The organism is Enterococcus sp. E4-223 (assembly GCF_035727065.1).
Classification (GTDB): domain Bacteria; phylum Bacillota; class Bacilli; order Lactobacillales; family Enterococcaceae; genus Enterococcus_B; species Enterococcus_B faecium.
Genome location: NZ_JAPMLH010000022.1, coordinates 1 through 873, shown reverse-complemented (window position 1 = coordinate 873; position 873 = coordinate 1). Strand labels below are relative to the sequence as shown.

The 873-nt window shown below is 46.2% G+C and carries 2 rRNA genes; both read left to right on the top strand.

Features of this window, described 5'->3' with window-relative positions:
- Positions 1–413 (top strand): 16S ribosomal RNA (locus tag OS139_RS13630); the annotation flags it as partial.
- Between the two features lie 344 nt (positions 414–757).
- Positions 758–873 (top strand): 23S ribosomal RNA (locus tag OS139_RS13625); the annotation flags it as partial.

Genomic DNA, 873 nt, shown 5'->3' with positions numbered 1-873 from the left:
CATCATTCAGTTGGGCACTCTAGCAAGACTGCCGGTGACAAACCGGAGGAAGGTGGGGATGACGTCAAATCATCATGCCCCTTATGACCTGGGCTACACACGTGCTACAATGGGAAGTACAACGAGTTGCGAAGTCGCGAGGCTAAGCTAATCTCTTAAAGCTTCTCTCAGTTCGGATTGCAGGCTGCAACTCGCCTGCATGAAGCCGGAATCGCTAGTAATCGCGGATCAGCACGCCGCGGTGAATACGTTCCCGGGCCTTGTACACACCGCCCGTCACACCACGAGAGTTTGTAACACCCGAAGTCGGTGAGGTAACCTTTTGGAGCCAGCCGCCTAAGGTGGGATAGATGATTGGGGTGAAGTCGTAACAAGGTAGCCGTATCGGAAGGTGCGGCTGGATCACCTCCTTTCTAAGGAATATTACGGAGACTACACAATTTGTTTTTACTTTGTTCAGTTTTGAGAGGTTTACTCTCAAACACTTTTGTTCATTGAAAACTGGATATTTGAAGTAAATGTAAGTAATACAAACCGAGAACACCGCGTTGAATTTGAAAGCTGAACAAATTGTTTAGCCTGAAGCAAAATAGGCGGACGGCTATAAAATCTTTGATTTTATAAGACGATCGATCTTTTTGCCGTACAGGCTGATTTGTGAGCTGGATAGAGTTTTTTAATAAGTTCAATTGCTTATTTTCTTGATCTAACTTCTATCGCTAGAAGAAGGATCAAAACCCAACCGTAAGGTTGATAAGGTTAAGTGAATAAGGGCGCACGGTGGATGCCTTGGCACTAGGAGCCGATGAAGGACGGGACTAACACCGATATGCTTTGGGGAGCTGTACGTAAGCTATGATCCAGAGATTTCCG